10 protein-coding genes are annotated in these 16,386 nt (G+C 59.8%); 1 reads left to right on the forward strand and 9 read right to left on the reverse strand.

Annotation, left to right across the window (positions count from 1 at the left end; translation table 11 throughout):
• Nucleotides 1-48: 48 nt before the first annotated feature.
• The 5 genes from B5G16_RS09705 to B5G16_RS09725 all read right to left on the reverse strand — a co-directional run bounded on the left by B5G16_RS09705 (nt 49) and on the right by B5G16_RS09725 (nt 8,636).
• Nucleotides 49-1,719 (reverse strand): beta-N-acetylhexosaminidase, encoded by a 1,671-nt coding sequence (locus B5G16_RS09705; protein ID WP_087263547.1) that lies wholly within the window; start codon nt 1,717-1,719, stop codon nt 49-51.
• Between the two features lie 19 nt (nt 1,720-1,738).
• Nucleotides 1,739-3,142, reverse strand: coding sequence for an aryl-sulfate sulfotransferase (locus B5G16_RS09710; protein ID WP_087263548.1), 1,404 nt, complete (start codon nt 3,140-3,142; stop codon nt 1,739-1,741).
• A 116-nt stretch (nt 3,143-3,258) separates the two neighbouring features.
• A complete protein-coding gene (locus B5G16_RS09715) occupies nt 3,259-3,936 on the reverse strand; it encodes a hypothetical protein (protein WP_087263549.1) in 678 nt (225 codons plus the stop codon).
• A 19-nt stretch (nt 3,937-3,955) separates the two neighbouring features.
• On the reverse strand, nt 3,956-5,611 hold the full coding sequence (locus B5G16_RS09720; RefSeq protein ID WP_087263550.1) for a RagB/SusD family nutrient uptake outer membrane protein: 1,656 nt from the start codon (nt 5,609-5,611) through the stop codon (nt 3,956-3,958).
• Nucleotides 5,612-5,624: 13 nt separating this feature from the next.
• Nucleotides 5,625-8,636, reverse strand: coding sequence for a SusC/RagA family TonB-linked outer membrane protein (locus B5G16_RS09725; protein WP_087263551.1), 3,012 nt, complete (start codon nt 8,634-8,636; stop codon nt 5,625-5,627).
• Nucleotides 8,637-8,847: 211 nt separating this feature from the next.
• Here B5G16_RS09725 and B5G16_RS09730 point away from each other — a divergent pair, with 211 nt between their 5' ends.
• Nucleotides 8,848-12,783 carry a hybrid sensor histidine kinase/response regulator transcription factor gene (locus tag B5G16_RS09730; RefSeq protein ID WP_162612053.1) on the forward strand — a complete coding sequence of 1,312 codons (3,936 nt, stop codon included), beginning with the start codon at nt 8,848-8,850 and terminating at the stop codon, nt 12,781-12,783.
• 93 nt (nt 12,784-12,876) lie between these two features.
• Here the strand turns inward: B5G16_RS09730 and B5G16_RS09735 are convergent, their stop codons facing one another.
• Genes B5G16_RS09735 through rfbA form a run of 4 tightly spaced genes read right to left on the reverse strand, consistent with a single transcriptional unit; the run spans nt 12,877 to nt 16,377 of the window.
• Nucleotides 12,877-14,013, reverse strand: a complete 1,137-nt coding sequence (locus B5G16_RS09735; RefSeq protein WP_087263553.1) for a dTDP-glucose 4,6-dehydratase — start codon at nt 14,011-14,013, stop codon at nt 12,877-12,879.
• The gene (gene rfbD, locus B5G16_RS09740) at nt 14,010-14,897 is read right to left on the reverse strand and encodes a dTDP-4-dehydrorhamnose reductase (protein ID WP_087263554.1); all 888 of its coding nucleotides are present in this window, start codon (nt 14,895-14,897) and stop codon (nt 14,010-14,012) included. Before rfbD ends, B5G16_RS09735 begins: the two co-directional genes overlap by 4 nt.
• Nucleotides 14,898-14,900: 3 nt before the next feature.
• A complete protein-coding gene (gene rfbC, locus B5G16_RS09745) occupies nt 14,901-15,470 on the reverse strand; it encodes a dTDP-4-dehydrorhamnose 3,5-epimerase (RefSeq protein WP_087263555.1) in 570 nt (189 codons plus the stop codon).
• A 1-nt stretch (nt 15,471) separates the two neighbouring features.
• Nucleotides 15,472-16,377 carry a glucose-1-phosphate thymidylyltransferase RfbA gene (gene rfbA, locus B5G16_RS09750; RefSeq protein WP_087263556.1) on the reverse strand — a complete coding sequence of 302 codons (906 nt, stop codon included), beginning with the start codon at nt 16,375-16,377 and terminating at the stop codon, nt 15,472-15,474.
• Between the last annotated feature and the right edge of the window lie 9 nt (nt 16,378-16,386).

The raw sequence follows: 16,386 nt of genomic DNA on the forward strand, positions 1-16,386 counted from the left end.
GATCTCATGAGATCCGGGGTGCTTCCGTATTTTGGGAGGAGAGAGAACTCAATGCATTTCGTCGTCCGGAGTCGTATCCGCAGCGGCCGTCTGCCGGATGTGTCCGGCGTAGTGGTAACCGTATTTGTCGTAGAGGTGGAACAGGGCGTCCATTCTGTCGAGGAACCTGTCGTAGTTCTTGGTTCCGGGTTGCGTCCACTGCACCTCGGCGAGCGCGGCGAGCCGCGGCAGGAGCATGTATTCGACGTGTTCGGGCGTGGTGATGTACTCGGTCCAGAGGTTGGCCTGCACGCCGATGATGTGGAACGCCTGCTCGGGCGTCAGCGTCTCGGGAATGGGTTCGTAGTCGTAGACCTTGCGGACGGGGACGTATCCGCCGATGGCCAGGGGTTCGTTTTCGGTCTCTTTCGACTGGTAGTAGTCGAAATAGAGGGTCTGGCAGGGCACCATGATGACGTCGTGCCCGAGCGCTGCGGCCTTGATTCCGCCTTCGATTCCGCGCCACGACATGACGGTGGCGCCGCCGCCGATTCCGCCTTCGAGGATCTCGTCCCAGCCGATCACCTCACGGCCGCGGCTGTTGAGGAACTTTTCGATCCGCTGCACGACGTAGCTTTGGAGTTGGTTTTCGGCCGAATGCTCCTTCGTGGCGCGGATGCCGAGTTCGCGGATCCGGGCCTGACATTTGGGGCAGGCTTCCCAACGCTCCTTGGGGGCCTCGTCGCCGCCGATGTGGATGAACTCCGAGGGGAACAGATCGGTGATCTCCGCGAAGATGTCCTCCAGGAAGGCGTAGGTGCGTTCGTTCCCCATGCAGAGGATGTCGGGGAATACGCCCCATTCGGTTGCCGTTTCATAGGGACCGCCCGTGCATCCGAACTCCGGATATACGGAGAGTGCGGCCAACATGTGCCCCGGGAGGTCGATCTCGGGGATGATCGTGATGAAGCGCTCGCGGGCATAGTCGACGATTTCGCGGATGTCGTCCTGCGTGTAGTAACCGCCGTAGGGCGTTCCGTCGTACTTCTTGTCATCGGTGTACAGCGTTCCGACGAGCGTCTCCTTGCGCCATTGCCCCTTTTCGGCGAGTTCGGGGTATTTCCTGATCTCGATGCGCCAGCCCTGGTCGTCGGTCAGATGCCAGTGGAAACGGTTGATGTTGTGCATCGCGAGGATGTCGATGTATCGTTTGATGAACTCCTTGGGGAAGAAGTGGCGGGCGACGTCGAGGTGCATGCCGCGGTATCCGAACCGGGGCATGTCGGTGATTTCGACGGCGGGCAGTGCGATGTTGCACCCCTCGCTGCCGGCGGGGATGGCCTTTCGGAGGGTCTGCATGCCGTAGAAGACGCCGGCTTCGGAACTTCCGTTTATCGTCACCGTCTGTTCTCCGACCGTGAGCTGATAGGCTTCGGGGTTCGAGTTCGTGAAGTTGGTTTTCAGCAGGATGGCGTTCGAGTCCGTTTCACGGGAAGTGACGTTGAGTTTCAGCTCCGCAATGTCGGCGATGTATCCGGCGAGCAGTTCGGCGTTTCTTTTCAGGACCTTGTTTCCTTCGGGATAGACGATTCGGGTTGAGTTCCGGATCACGAAACCCTCCTCGGCGAGGGCTTCGATCCGTTGGGGCATGGGTACTATGTTGAAGTCTGCCGTCGTGACTTGTTTCGAGCACGCGACGGATCCGATCATCAGTGCGGTCAATAACCATTGTTTTCTCATGGGCGTGGGTGGTGTTTGATTAATAGGTCAGATTCTGGATGTATTCCGCACGATACGGCAGGAAATCGCACTGAATGACTCTTTTGACATTTCCTTCGAGATCCGTGAACAGGGCCGCTTTTGCGCCGCTGGATCCGAAGAGCATCAGATCGTCGTCGATGAAGCAGGCGTTGCTTCTGTTCTGCGAGCCGTATTCGGCCGGGAGCGGGACTTCGAGCGAAGCTGTTGCCGACATGGCCGCGGGATCGATCTCGTAGATCAGGGCTCTGGTCACCTTTTCTCCGCCGCTTTTTCCGTTGTCGAGGACCAGAACGCGGTCGGGGTCGAGCGGATAGGGCGAATGGAGGCCGTCGGGGACGAAGCGTTCGTCGAGATCGACGTTTCCGTCGGCACCGACGCGGTAGAGGACGTGCCCGTCGTCGGGGTCGATCCGCCACAGCTGGCTGATCTTGTTGAAGGTCATGTAGCGGTTTCCTTCGCGGTCGAAGTTGACGGCATTGGCGTGGAGCCAGTCCCCTTTCTTCTTCATGATGTCCGGGTCCTCGCGGGGGTCGAGTTCTCCGTAGCAGTCCCAGGATTCCAGGACGTTCCCCTGCGGATCGAGGATCGAGTATCCGTCGCCCCAGACGGTCTCTTCGGAGCTTCCGCCGCAGGCCGAGAGGTCGAACGTTTTCGGGACGTAGTTGACCATAATGATGTTTCCGTCGGGCATGCGCCGGATGTCGTGATGGGGATGCATCTCGACGATGTTCTTTTCGAGGAGGCGGTTTCCGGCGAGGTCGAGCATCAGAATTCCCGTTCCGGCATAGGATTTCAGCGGACTGGACCCGACGATTGCGAGGATGGTCCCCGTTGCGTCGTCGTAGGTTGCGACGCGCACGCCCTCCGGCACGGATTCATACCAGACGATGGTTCCGCGCATGTCGCAGAGGGTGATGAATCCGGGTTCGTCGCGTTTGCACATGAGGATGTATCCTTCGGGTTCGTCTGTCAGTTCATCCTTCGAGAGCGCGTATTCGGGGATGTTTCCCGGGAGCATGCCGCTCCGGAAGGCATAGGTGTCGGTCGTGGAGGATCCGCCTCCGCACCGGGCGTGGATCCGGAAGAGATACCGGGTGTCGGGTTCGAGCAGGATGAGTTTCGAGACCTCCGTACCGGCGGCTTCGCGGCTCCGGGTCCGGAAGCACTTTGCGGGCCCCTCTTCCTTCCAGTATTCGATTTCGTAGGTGACGCTCTTCTTGAACTCGATGGCGACCTCCATGCGGAGGGCGTTGTCGTCCGCAACCTTCACGCCGACGCTTTTGAACACTTCGCCGGGGCTGATCTCCGCATTGTCGCGGTTGCAGGAGACGGCACAGGCCAATATGAGGATTGCTCCGCACACCAGCTTTCGTCTCGGGATGAGTGAATGGAGTCTTTTCATTTCAAGTCATTTTTTGCACGGCCCCGCAGCCGGAGCCGTTCTTTTCCGAAGATCGGGCGGGGCCGCTGCCCGGAGCGGCAGGCTTCCGGGCAACGGTCTCCGTTCCGAATCGGGGGTTATTCGAACCGCAGGTATTCCATGTAGTCGAAGAGCCCGTAGTTGTCCTGCGCGGGGATGTGGTCACCGATGAAGAGCAGGTTCTCGACGCTGCACATGATGGTGAACGTGATCTCCGGGCCGAAGGTCAGCTGTACGGCGGCGACCTCGTTTCCGTCGATGAGCCACCGGGCGTAGTAGCGACCGTCGCGCAGCGAGAGTTCGATGTCGCAGGTGTGCCATCCGCAGGCGATCGGGACCTGTACCGACTGATGGGGGTTGTCCTGCGTGGTCATGTAGGCGACCATCTCGCCGGGTTTGGCGCCGATCCGCTCACGCACCTCCTGGGGGCCGTATCCGATCTCGAAGTCGAGTTCGTGCTGGTCGTCGTGATAGATGAATGCTCCGACGCTGGCCTGATCCCCCACTCCCATTTCGGGGATGTAGACCCGCCACGTGTAACGCCCGGCTCCGTAGTCGGAGCCGACGGTCCGGACCTTCTTGCGGTCGCGCGAGTTGGCCCGGGTGAAGATCTTCATGACGCCGTTCCGGCACTCGATCTGCCGGGCCGGGTTATCGTCCTGATGGGTGCAGACGAGTCCGTCGAGGTTGTCGAAATCCCAGCGTTCGGGTTTCTCCGAACAGCTGCATGCGAGACATCCGGCGCAAAGCGTTGCGAACAGCCATTTAGCAGTCATACGTTCATGCTTTTTCCGGTTAATCGAACACCCGGTTCTCTTTGAGCGCGGGGTTGATGTCGGTTTCGCGCTTCGGGATGGGATAGTAACGCCGGACGTCGTTCTCCGTGAGGTTCTGCGGATAGACCTTCCACATGGTGGAGTAATCGGCGTTGGGATCCGAGGAGTTCTTTTCGGACCATTCGGACTTCTCCTTGATCCGTGCGATGTAGGTATCCATGCGGTCTTTCCAGAGACCCATGCGGATCAGGTCGGGCCGGCGGCGCCCCTCGTGGGTGAGTTCGAGCAGGCGCTCGTCGCAGATGGCGCTCCGCAGGTCGGCCGTGGAGGCGTAGTCGGCGAGTTTGAGGTTGTGGTCCGAGTTGTGGAAGGCGCGTTCGCGGATCCGGTTCACCAGATCGACCGCCTCCTGCGTGGGACCGTTGAGTTCGTTGAGGATCTCGGCCTTGCAGAGGATCATGTCGGCGAGCCGGATGTGCACCATGTTGTTGTTCGTGTTGTAGTTGTAGGTGCCGGGGTTTAGGTACTTGTATTTCTGGGTGTAGGAAGCGCTCAACTCCTCGGTCCGCCACCCCTCCTGGGGTTTGTTCTCGCCGTAGACGAGTCCGACCTGTTCGACCGATGCGGGGATTTCGTAGTGGATCTGGTCTCCGTATACGTTGTCGAATTCGGTGACGAGCAGTTTGGTGTAGCGGTCATCCGCGGGGTCGTACTGCCAGGTGAGTTCGAGGGGCACGTTGAAGATGTCCCACCCCATGTCGTAATTCCACGGGGTGAAATACATGCCGAGGTCGGTGCTTCCCGTGGGCACGTCCTTCCGCGAGCGGACGGCGAAGATCAGCTCGTTGTTGTAGAGGGTCGCGTCCTTCGAGGGGTCGAATACGTTCCAGATGTCCTGTTGGAGGGAGTGCACACCCTTCGTTTCGAGTTCCAGCACCTTGTCGACATAGGTGAGCGCCTCGTTCCAGAGCGTCTGCGCATTGCCTCCCGCGAGCCGGGTACGTCCTGCGGCGCGCATCTTGACGCGGCACAGCATGGCGTAGGCGGCCCCGATTGGCGCGCGTCCGGCGTCGACCGTGGAGCCATAACTCTCGGGGAGCCCTTCGAGCGAGAGGGTCAGGTCCCGGATGATCTGCTCCTCGATGGCGTCGATGCCGGCCAGCGGTTCCTTGGCCGTCACCTTGATTTCGCTGTCGGTCACGAGGGGGACCTTGTAGAAGAAGTCCGTGAGGTTGTAGTAGGCGAACGCACGGAGGAAGTAGGCTTCCGCGAGGAGCCGTTCTTTCGAAGGCTTGGAGTCGAGGAAGGCTTCGCTGTCGATATCGGGGAGATGGTCGATGACGAGGTTCGCACGGCTGATCATCTGGTAGTATCCGTTCCAGGCGTTTGCGACGTCGCTGTTCTCGCTCATTTTTCCGTCGTTGAGAATCTCGAAGTCGTTTTCGCTCTTGAAGCAGGCGTCGGTCGAGAGGTCGTTGAGGTAGATCGTCGCCAGGGATACGGAGTGGAACGGGGCGTATATTCCGTTTACGGCCTCGATGGCGTTGTCCTGGGTTTCGAATGCATTCTGGTCCGTATAGGTGTACATGACCTCTTCGGGATTCGTGCAGGCGTAAGCCAGGGCGAGAATTCCGATTCCGAACCGGCACAAGTTGCTCTTGAATAGGTTTTTCATGGGTCGTGTCATTTTAGAAGGTGATTTTTAATCCGCAGTTATACATTCTGTATGCGGGATAGGAGCTGAAATCGAGACCCTGGGCCACGGGATTTCCGCCGTTGGTGCTGACGTCGGGGTCGAATCCCGTGTATCCGGTCAGTACGAAGAGGTTCTGGGCGCCGACATAGATCCGGCAGGCCTTGATGTAGCGGGAGAGTCCGCCCCACTTTGCGATCGGGAGGTTGTATCCGATCTCGATGTTTTGGAGCCGGAGATAGCTGGCGTCCTCCACGAAGCGGGAGTTGATGTAGGAGCCGTACTTCACGCCGGCATCCTTCCGGTATCCGTTCCGGGGGATCGAGTTCGAGGGGTTGGCCTGCGTCCAGCGGTCCATCGACGCGCGGAGGCGGTTTTCGTCTTCGAGCAGCACGCGGGTCAGGTTGAGGAGCTTGTGGCCGACGGCGGATTCGAGGAAGAACGAGAAGTCGAAGTTCTTCCAACGGAAGTTGTTGCCCAGGCCGATGATGACGTCGGGATTTCCGTCTCCGAGGACCGTGCGGTCGTTCAGGTCGATGGTTCCGTTTCCGTCGACATCGACGAATTTGGGGTCACCGGCCACCGACGTGGGCTGCGGGGCATAGGTTTCGCCGGTCTGGATGATTCCCGCGAACTTGTAGCCGTAGATCGAGCTGAGCGAGTATCCGGGTTTGAGCATGACGTAGTCCTCGAAGTTGTAGTGCCCGTGGGGACGGATCTGCTCGTACTTGGCCTCCATGTCGCTCAACCGGAGTACCTTGTTCTTGTTGTGCGAGAGGTTGAGGGTCGTACTCCACGAGAAGTCGGGCCGCGAGAAGTTGTTCGACTTGATGAAGAGTTCGAAGCCCTTGTTTTCGAGTTCTCCGTTGTTGCCCATGTAGGTTTCGAAGCCGCCGGCGGAGGTCGAGATGTTGACGGGGTTCAGCAGGTCGGTCGTTTTCTTGTAGTACCAGTCGAAGTTGACCTCGATGCGGCTGTTCCAGAGCGCGAGGTCGAGTCCGATGTCGAACTGCGAGGTGGTTTCCCAGGTGAGTTCGTCGTTGCGGGGGTTGTAGGGATACATCATCTTTTGGAGGGCGTCTCCGCCGAGGTAGACGTCGCTGACGCGGTACTGGAACTGCGAGAGTCCGTATCCGATTCCGTCGTTTCCGTTCTGACCGTAGCTTGCGCGGAGCTTGATGGTCGAGAAGAGCGGACGAGCGAACTCCATGAAGGGCTCGTCGCCGAGCTGCCAGGCGAAGGAAGCCGAGGGGAAGTATCCCCAGCGGTTGTCGCGACCGAAGTGCGTGGCGTAGTCGGCGCGGAACGAGACGTTGAAGATGTACTTGTCGTTCAGGACATACTCGCCGCGTCCGAAGAAGGATCGTTTTTCGTTTTCGGTGCGCCCCGTTGAGATGTAGTTGATCGTCTGTGCGAGGCTCATGTTGTGATACCCGAACATGTCGGTGGCGAATCCCAGTGCATCCATTTCGCTGCTTTCGGCGACATAGGTGATCCGGCTGGCCCCGGCGATGAGTTTCAGGTGATGGATTCCGAAGATCTGGTCGTAGGTCAGCAGGGCATCGAGCTGGCTGCGGTCGGCCTTTTCGTTGGATACGAAGGCGGAACCGTCGACGGCCTGACCGACCACGGTGCTGCGGGGATAGTATCGCTGCTGTTTGAGGTTTTCGTTGTTGTAGATGTAGGAGGCGCGGAAGGTCAGGGGTTTTGCGATCTTGATGTCGGCGTAGATGCCGGCATAAACCTGATTGGCGGAGTTCTTCTGGTCGAGGTCGTTGATCTCGTCCATGATGGTTGCGCGTCGTTCGCTTTCACCGAAGACGTTCTTGCCGTCGGGGAGGAGCGTCGGCGAGAGCATGAAGATGCTGTACATGACGTTGTCCGTGGAGGCATTCGTACCCATGTTCAGATAGCCCTTGGTGCTCTTGACGACGGATACGTTGGCGCCGACGTTGATGAAGCTGTTGACCTTCATGTCGACGTTGATGCGGCCGTTCCAGCGTTCGAAGTCCGTGTTGTAGAGGATACCCTTGTCTCCGGCGTAGTTGGCCGACCCGAATACGGTGACGCGGTCGTTTCCGCCGCTGATGGATACCTGGTGGGTCTGGGTGAATCCGGTCCGGGTCGTCAGGTCGAGCCAGTCGGTTCCGGAACCGTGGAATTTGAGCTGTTCGTCGGTGTAGGGGGGATTCCCCTGGCTCCCGTTCTCCCGCCAAATCTTCATGTTGTAGTCGATCTCATCGCGGGCATCCATGAGGTCCCAGGGGTTTTTGAGTTGCTTGAAGGAGGTGTTGAGCGAGTATTCGACGCGGTACTGATCCTTGATACCCTTCTTCGTGGTGATGAGCACGACGCCGTTTGCACCGCGGGAGCCGTAGATCGAGGTTGCGGCGGCATCCTTGAGGATTTCGATGGACTGGATGTCGTCGGGGTTCACATAGCCGGGGTCATCGGTCAGAAATCCGTCGATGGAGTACAGGGGCTCGTTGTTCGAGCTGATCGAGGATGCGCCGCGGACCCGGATCGAGATGCTGCCGCCGGGTTCGAGGGAGTTGGTCTTGACCTGGACGCCGGCGGCGCGGCCTTTGAGCAGCGAGGAGAGGTCGGTGACGACACCGGCCTTCACGTCGTCGCGTTTCATGGAGGTGATGGCTCCGGCGAGGTCGCGTTTGCGGGTTACGCCGTATCCGACGACGAGGACCTCCTCGACGTTCAGTGCGTCGGTTTCGAGCATCACGTCGACGTGGTTCATGGCGGGAGCGATGGTGATTTCCCGGGTTTTCATTCCGAGGAACGACACGACGAGGGTCTCGCCGGGAGAGACCTGCAAGGCGAATTCACCGCCGTTTCCGGAAGTGACACCGCGGGCCGAACCTTTGACGGTTACGGTAGCTCCCGTAATGGGCTTTCCGGACTGGGCGTCCACGACGGTTCCTGTCAGGTTCGTCTGCGCGAGGGCGACCCATCCCGACAGGAGAGCGATTGAACATAGCAGAAATTTTTTCATACGGAAAGTGGTTTAAGGTTAGAATGTCTTTTTGACCTATACAAATTTATGATTTTCGTGCGGGACGGGATTCCGCTATCGTCCGGAAAGAGTCAAGAATCGTCCAAATCGACCCTTCGGATATCGGGAATTGGAAAAATATGCGTACTTTTAAGGTATGATAAGCGACGGATTCAAGAGGCGTCTTTCGATGCGGGGGATTCTTTTGTTTTTGGGATTGACTCTTTGTTCGGCGGCGGTCGGTGCGGACCGTCAGCCCGATTTTTATTGCAAGCAGATCTCCATCGAGTCGGGGCTTTCGCAGTCGAGCGTGACCTCGTTGTTGCGCGACCGCCGGGGTCTTCTGTGGATCGGGACCCGGTCGGGGTTGAATCTGTTCGACCGGGACGATCTGACGAACTACTTTCACGACCGGGACGATGCACGGTCGATTCCGGGGAACTACATCTACCATCTTTCGGAGGATTGCCGGGGCCGGATCTGGGTTGCGACCGACGGCGGGCTTGCCGTCTACGACCGGAGCACGGACGGTTTCCGGACGGTCACCGAGGAGCTGGTCTTTTCGTCGGCGGTGGTCGGCGAACGCATCTATTTCGGCGGCAAGAAGGTTCTCTACCGTTACGACTGCACGACGGACGAGATGGAGAACATCTATTTTACGGGCATCGAACCCTACAACGTGTCGCCGGACTATCATATCACGGGTATCGAACGCCTCGGGCCGCATTCGCTGCTGCTGGCCACGCCGGGCAAGGGCGTGTTCCGCTACGACGACCGGAGCCGGAAGGTCGGTCCGTTCCTCGAACTGCCTTCGACCGCGACGCTGACATCGCTGTACGTCTCCGCGGACGGGACGGTCTGGCTGTCGCTGTTCAAGCGGGGTCTGTTCCATTACGATGCTTCGGGTCGTTTTCTCCGGCGCTACGGGAGCGCGGATTCGGGGTTGAGCAACGACATCATCCTGGACCTTGCGGAGTACAACGGGCGGCTGTGGCTCGCCACGGACGGCGGCGGGATCAACATTCTGAATCTTGCGACATCGGAGGTGCGTATTCTCCGCCATATTCCGGGGGATGCGGGTTCTCTGCCGGTGAATTCGATCACGGTGCTGTACAACGATTCGGGGAACAACCTGTGGGCGGGGACGGTCCGCGGCGGGCTGCTCGGGATCAAGACGACGCACATGCGGGTCTTCCCGGATGCGACGCTCGGCAGCCATTACGGGTTGAGCGAACGGTCGGTGATCAGTCTCTATGAGGATGCGGATGGAATTGTCTGGGTGGGGACCGACGGCGGGGGGCTGAACCGCTACGATCCGGCCACGAACAACTTCACGCACTACGAGTCGACCTACGGGGACAAGATCACCTCGATCACGGAGCTGTCGCCGGGACGGCTGCTGCTGTCGGCATACAGCAAGGGGCTGTCGGTGTTCGACACGTCGAGCGGTCGGACCACGCCGTTCGTGATCGAGAATGCGATGACGAATCTGCGGGAGATCGGCTCGGGATTCCAGCAGCTGGCGCACCGGGTATCCGACGACAAGATCTACATTCTGTCGCGGCGGGCGATCGTCTACGACATTCCGCACGGGAGATTCCGCTACATGGGTTACGATCCGAAGACGGTGGATCCGGGGGCGATGTTTCTGGTCTATTCGGATACGGTCCGCTCGTATGGGATCCAGAAGAACCGGATCTACGAGATCCGGCAGGCGGACGACAGCATCCGGCTGATGCACACGCTGGATGCGCACGAGACGATCTCGGCGTTGTGCCACGACGGCGGGGATCGGATCTGGATCGGCACGAACCACGGGCTGTTCCGTTACGAGCGGGCTGCGGACTCGGTCTTTGCGGTGAAGACGAACCTTTTCGACGAGATTTCGGCCATGCAGCTCGACAGCCGGGGCCGTTTGTGGATCGGCGCCCACAACATGCTCTTTTCGTACGATACGCGGGAGGAGCGCTTCTCGATCTGGGGCGAGGCCGACGGCTTCTCCTCCAACGAGCTGCTGTACACCTACCAGTCCACGCCCCGCCACGGGAACGTCTATCTCGGGGGAACCGGCGGACTTGTGCGGATCCGTGAGGATATCTCCTTCGAGGAGGAGTCCGTTCCGACGGTCTCGCTGGGAGAGGCGCTGCTCGACGGCCGAATCTGTTTGCCGGATCCGGCGGGCCGGATCCGCATTCCGTGGAACTATCGGACGCTGACGGTGAAGGTGGCGCTCAACGAGAAGGATGTCTTCCACCGGCCGCTGCTCCGCTACGAGATTCACGGCAAGAGCACGCGGCGGATCGAGACGTTCGACCACCGGCTGGATCTTTCGATGTTGAGTCCCGGGGATTGGCAGGTCGATGTGTCGTGCAGCACGCGGAGCGGCGGTTGGACGACTCCGGCGCCGCTGCTGTCGGTATTCGTGCGTCAGGCGTGGTACAAGACGCCCTTGTTTTTCGGGTTGACGCTGCTGTTTCTGATGTCGGCCGTTCTGTATGCCGCCTACCGGGTTTTCCGGCGCCGGGAGCGGCACCTGCAATGGGAGTTGAAACTGCGCGAGCAGTCGGTCAACGAGGAGAAGATCCGCTTCCTGATCAACATCAGCCATGAGCTCCGCACCCCCTTGTCGCTGATCTACGCGCCGTTGAAACGACTTCTTTCGCGTCCGGACGTTTCGTCGTCCTCCGAACTCGGCGAACCGCTGCGTTCGATGCTGAAACAGGCCGGGCAGATGAAGGAGATCATCAACATGGTGCTCGATCTGGACAATCCGGTCGCCGAACAGGAGCGCGTGAAACTGGGTTGGTACGACTTCAACGAGTGGGCGGGCCAGGTTGTCGGGGATTTCCGGAGCGAGTTTGCGAACAAGGGGCTGTCGCTGGATTTCCGGCCCGCTCCGGAGTTGGGCCCGGTGTGCTTCGACGTTGCGAAATGCAAGATCGTGCTGTCGAATTTCCTGATGAACGCCCTGAAATTCAGTGCGGGAGTCGGGAAACGAGTCCAAATCTCCACCTTGCGGGACGGGGACCGGGTGCGCGTCTTGGTTGCCGACGAGGGCCTCGGACTGGGGGATGTCGACATCGACCGGCTTTTCACCCGCTTTTACCGGGCTCACCGCGACATCAAGGGGAGCGGAATCGGACTCTCCTACTCGAAGTTCCTGATCGAGAAACAGGGCGGGCACATCGGAGCCTTCGACAATGGCAGCGGAGCGACCTTCTGGTTCGACATTCCGGCCGACGGACTGCGGACTGCGGGGTCTCCCGGCCGGAGCCCGGACGGGTGCGATTCCGCAGGAAATCCGGCACTTCCGGATGTCCCGGCTGATCCGCTCCGGACACCGTCCGAAGCGCCGGAACCGATGCCGTGCTCGGTGCTTGTCGTCGAGGACAATGCGGATCTGAACGCCTTCCTGACGGCGCTGCTCCGGGAGTATTTCGATACCGTCCATTCGGCGTTCGACGGGGTGCAGGCTCTGGACGTGCTGCACACGCAGCGGATCGACCTCGTGGTGAGCGACGTGATGATGCCGCGCATGGACGGGTACGAGTTGTGCCGGAGTGTGAAGAACGATCTTTCGATCAGCCACGTCCCGGTGGTGCTGCTGACGGCGCGTAGCGACGCGGAGAGCATCCTGACGGGTTACAAGATGGGAGCGGACGGTTATCTGTCGAAACCGTTCGACAATGAGGTGCTTGTCCGGTTGGTTTCGAACATCGTATCGGGCCGCCGCCGGGTTTTGGCGCAGGTCCGGCAGTCGGCGACCCCTCCGCACCCCGACGAGATTTCGATAAGCCCGGCCGACGAGCGCTTCCTGACGAAGCTGAACGGCCTGATCGAGACGAGTCTGGGAGATCCTGCGCTGAATGTGGCCTATCTGACGGACCGGATGGCGATGAGCCGGGCGACGCTTTACAGCAAGATGAAACAGCTGACGGGCATGGGCGTGAACGACTACGTCAACCGGAAGCGGATCGAGCGTGCCATCGACCTGCTGGTGCATACGGATGCGGCGATCGGCGAGATTTCGGACCGATTGGGCTTCGAGTACCCGCGTTATTTCAGCACGTTGTTCAAGCAGGTTACGGGGCAGTCTCCCACCGACTACCGGGACAGTCATCGGACGACGGACACCCCGCCGGCATAGCATGCATTCTTCCTCGTCCTCTCCATCTCCATCTCCATCTCCACTTGCCCCCCCCCTTCTCCCGCATCCATTCGGGGATGGGGGAATTCCGACTTACCTGTTTTTATACATTTCGTCGTAATACTTCTCGTAATCACCGGAGGTGATGTTGTCCATCCAGGCCTGGTTGTCGAGATACCAGCGGACGGTCTTCTCGATTCCCTCCTCGAACTGCAACGAAGGCTCCCAACCCAATTCGCGCTGCAACTTCGACGAGTCGATCGCATAGCGCAGATCGTGTCCGGCGCGGTCGGTGACGAAGGTGATCAGCTTCATGTCCTCCCCTTCGTGTCGTCCCAGCAGCCGGTCGACCGTCCGGATGACCACTTTGATCAGGTCGATGTTCTTCCACTCGTTGAATCCGCCGATGTTGTACGTCTCGGCCACCTTTCCCCGGTGGAAGATCAGGTCGATGGCCCTTGCGTGATCCTCCACGTAGAGCCAGTCGCGGACATTCTCGCCCTTTCCGTAGACGGGCAGCGGCCGGCGGTGACGGATGTTGTTGATGAAGAGCGGGATCAACTTTTCCGGGAACTGGTAGGGCCCGTAGTTGTTCGAGCAGTTGGTCACCAGCGTCGGCATGCCGTACGTGTCGTGATAGGCCCTCACGAAGTGGTCGCTCGACGCCTTCGATGCCGAATAGGGGCTGTGGGGGTTGTACTTCGTCGTTTCGAGGAAGAACTCCTCGCCGTAGGCCAGATGATGTTCCGCCGAGGATGCCGTCGTCGAGAATGGCGGCTTGATCCCTTCGGGCCGGGTCAGTTCCAATGCGCCGTATACCTCGTCGGTCGAGATGTGGTAGAAGAGCTTGCCCTCGAACCGCTCGGGACGTGATTCCCAGCAGCGGCGGGCCGCTTCGAGCAGCGAGAGCGTTCCCATGACGTTCGTTCGTGCGAAAGTGAAGGGATCGCGGATCGAACGGTCGACATGGCTCTCTGCCGCCAGGTGGATGATGCCGTCCACCTCATACTGCCGCATCAGCGACAGAATGGTTTCGAAGTCGCAGATGTCGGCCTTGACGAAGGTATAGTTCGGAGCGTGTTCGATGTCTTTCAGGTTGGCGAGGTTGCCGGCATAGGTCAGTTTGTCGAGGTTGATGATGCGGTACTCCGGATACTTCGTGACGAAGAGCCGCACGACGTGCGAGCCGATGAACCCGGCGCCGCCCGTAATCAGAATGTTTCGTTTCATGGTTTTTCGGTGGGTTGGTTCGGCTGGGACAGGATCCGTTTCAGACAGTAGAACATCGACTCTCTCCAATGCGGGATCTCGATGCCGAACGTACGTTTGAGTTTGCTTTTGTCGAGCACCGAGTAGGCGGGGCGCGGTGCTTTCGTGGGATACTCCGCGGTGCGGCAGGGTGCGATCCGGCACTTGTCGTGCCCTGCGGCGCGGGCGATCTCCACGGCGAAATCGTACCACGAACAGACGCCCTCGTCCGAGAAGTGGTAAATACCCTCGTTTCCGCGGTCGAGCCCGCCTTCGAGGATCGAAAAGATGGCCAGCGCCAGATCTCCGGCATAGGTTGGCGTGCCGACCTGGTCGAATACCACGTTGAGCGACTCGCGCTCGGCGGTCAGACGCAGCATGGTTTTCAGGAAGTTGTTTCCGTATTCGGAGTAGAGCCAGGCCGTGCGCAGGATCAGGTAGCGGCAGCCGGCCTTCACGACCGCCTCCTCGCCGGCGCGTTTCGTTCGTCCGTAGGCCCCGAGCGGAGCCGTCGGGCACTCCTCGGTGTAGGGCTCCGAGGCCCGTCCGTCGAAGACGTAATCCGTCGAGACGTGTACCAGCAGCGCCCCGGTTTCGGCTGCGGTCCGGGCGAGGTTTTCCACCGCCTGACGGTTCAGCCGGTCGGCGGTCTCTTCGTCCTCCTCGGCGCGTTCGACGTTGGTGTAGGCCGCGCAGTTGACGATGGCTTCGATGCGGTGCTCCGTCACGCAGGCGCGGACGGCAGCGGCATCCGTGATGTCGAGCTCGGCGACATCCGTAAAGAGATAGTTGTTGGGCGACACGGCTCCCAGACGCTGCATTTCGCGCCCCAACTGACCGTTGGCGCCCGTTACGAGTATGTTCATTGCCTAATAGAGTTTCATGTTGTAATCGAAAAGCCACTCTGCATCGTGCAGACGGCTGTGATGACGATCCTTCTCCGAGAGGATCACCTTCTCCGCGGGAATCCGCCAGTCGATTGCCAGATCGGGGTCGTCCCAGGCCAGGGCGCCTTCCGACTGCGGGGCATAGAAGTTGTCGCACTTGTATTGGAAGACGACCTCGTCGGAGAGAACGCTGAACCCGTGGGCGAATCCGCGCGGGATGAAGAACTGACGATGGTTCTCCTCGGTCAGTTCCACGGCGACATGCTGCCCGAAGGTCGGGGATCCGCGCCGGATGTCGACCGCGACGTCCAGCACGGCGCCCTTGATGACGCGCACGAGTTTCGACTGTGCATGGGGCGGTTTCTGGAAGTGCAGCCCGCGCAGCACGCCATAAGAGGATTTGCTTTCGTTGTCCTGCACGAAGTGAATGGGCATCACCTTTTCGCAGAATTCGCGTTCGGAGAAGGATTCGAAGAAATAGCCGCGTTCGTCGTATGCCAGATGAGGCTCGATGATGATGAGCCCGTCTATGGATGTTTTGATCACTTCCATGTTACACAAAATCGGAGTCTTCGGTTTGTTGCTTCTCCTCAATTACTTTGAGCAGATACTGGCCATATTGGTTTTTGCACATGGGTTCCGCCAGCCGTCGCATCTGCTCCGCGGAGATCCACCCTTTGCGGAAGGCGATGCCTTCGAGACAGGCGATTTTCAGCCCCTGCCGCTTCTCGATTACTTCGATGAAGATTGATGCCTCCGAGAAAGAGTCGTGCGTTCCGGTGTCGAGCCATGCGAAGCCGCGCCCGAGGGTTTTGACCTTCAACTCCCCGGCGGCGAGGAACTCCTGATTCACGGCGGTGATCTCCAACTCGCCGCGGGGCGAGGGTTTGATTCCTTTGGCGATCCCGACGACGCGGTTGGGATAGAAGTAGAGCCCCACGACGGCGTAGTTGGACTTGGGTTTTGCGGGCTTCTCTTCGATGGAGAGGCAGTTGCCCTCACTGTCGAACTCCGCCACGCCGTAACGCTCCGGGTCGTCGACCCAATAGCCGAAGACGGTGGCCTTTGCCTCCGTTTCGGCATTGGCCACAGCCTCTTTGAGCAGGGCCGAGAAGCCGTTTCCGTGGAAGATGTTGTCTCCGAGCACCAGACATACGGCGTCGTTTCCGATGAATTTCTCACCGATGAGGAAGGCCTGGGCGAGTCCGTCGGGCGAGGGCTGCTCGGCGTATTCGAACCGCACGCCGATCTCGGAACCGTCGCCCAACAGACGCCGGAAGCCCGGCAGGTCAGCTGGCGTCGAGATGATCAGAATCTCCCGGATCCCGGCCAGCATCAGCACCGAGATGGGATAATAGATCATCGGCTTGTCATAGATGGGCAGCAGTTGCTTGCTGACCCCTTTCGTAATCGGATAGAGCCGGGTGCCGCTGCCGCCGGCCAGAACGATGCCTTTCATATTCCGGTA

It is taken from the genome of Alistipes sp. An66, from assembly GCF_002161445.1.
In the GTDB taxonomy this organism is placed as follows: Bacteria; Bacteroidota; Bacteroidia; order Bacteroidales; family Rikenellaceae; genus Alistipes; species Alistipes cottocaccae.

Coding starts and splice junctions, on each gene's coding strand:
- B5G16_RS09715 (WP_087263549.1), bottom strand. CDS start 3,936: ATGACTGCTAAATGGCTGTTCGCAACGCTTTGCGCCGGATGTCTCGCA.
- rfbD (WP_087263554.1), bottom strand. CDS start 14,897: ATGAACATACTCGTAACGGGCGCCAACGGTCAGTTGGGGCGCGAAATG.
- B5G16_RS09710 (WP_087263548.1), bottom strand. CDS start 3,142: ATGAAAAGACTCCATTCACTCATCCCGAGACGAAAGCTGGTGTGCGGA.
- B5G16_RS09705 (WP_087263547.1), bottom strand. CDS start 1,719: ATGAGAAAACAATGGTTATTGACCGCACTGATGATCGGATCCGTCGCG.
- B5G16_RS09735 (WP_087263553.1), bottom strand. CDS start 14,013: ATGAAACGAAACATTCTGATTACGGGCGGCGCCGGGTTCATCGGCTCG.
- B5G16_RS09725 (WP_087263551.1), bottom strand. CDS start 8,636: ATGAAAAAATTTCTGCTATGTTCAATCGCTCTCCTGTCGGGATGGGTC.
- rfbA (WP_087263556.1), bottom strand. CDS start 16,377: ATGAAAGGCATCGTTCTGGCCGGCGGCAGCGGCACCCGGCTCTATCCG.
- rfbC (WP_087263555.1), bottom strand. CDS start 15,470: ATGGAAGTGATCAAAACATCCATAGACGGGCTCATCATCATCGAGCCT.
- B5G16_RS09720 (WP_087263550.1), bottom strand. CDS start 5,611: ATGAAAAACCTATTCAAGAGCAACTTGTGCCGGTTCGGAATCGGAATT.